Genomic DNA, 389 nt, shown 5'->3' with positions numbered 1-389 from the left:
TTTTCGCCCGCTCGCGCGCGTCGGCGAGGCGCTTTGCTTATTCCTCAGCCTCAGCCTTTTCCCGTGCAGCACGCGCATTGATCTTCGGCAGCACGTTCTGCTCGTACCAAGCATTCGCGGAAGCGATGCGCTCGTCCAAATGGCTCACGTAGAACGCGAGTTCCCCGTCGCGCGGGGTGAGCCACACGTCGCGGCCGTCCAGCATCGGGGGCAGCATGTTGGCTTTCGTGACGACGCCAAAGGCGTTCTGGAACGCGAAGACCCAGTCGGAAGGCGGCTCGGCCGACAGTGGCACTTTCACTTCAAGCAGGCCACGGTGCTCCGGGTGCGGCCCGACGACTTCGACCTCGCCCCTCTTGATTGGCGTCCACGACATGTTCGGAAGACCT

1 protein-coding gene is annotated in these 389 nt (G+C 63.5%); it reads right to left on the bottom strand.

Going from position 1 to position 389, the window contains the following annotated elements:
- Window positions 1–37: 37 nt before the first annotated feature.
- The coding region (locus Q664_RS46140; RefSeq protein ID WP_043412159.1) for a hypothetical protein at window positions 38–389 on the bottom strand (352 nt) is incomplete at its 5' end.

It is taken from the genome of Archangium violaceum Cb vi76 (genome assembly GCF_000733295.1).
GTDB lineage: Bacteria > Myxococcota > Myxococcia > Myxococcales > Myxococcaceae > Archangium > Archangium violaceum.
This window is presented reverse-complemented; position numbering and strand designations above follow the sequence as displayed.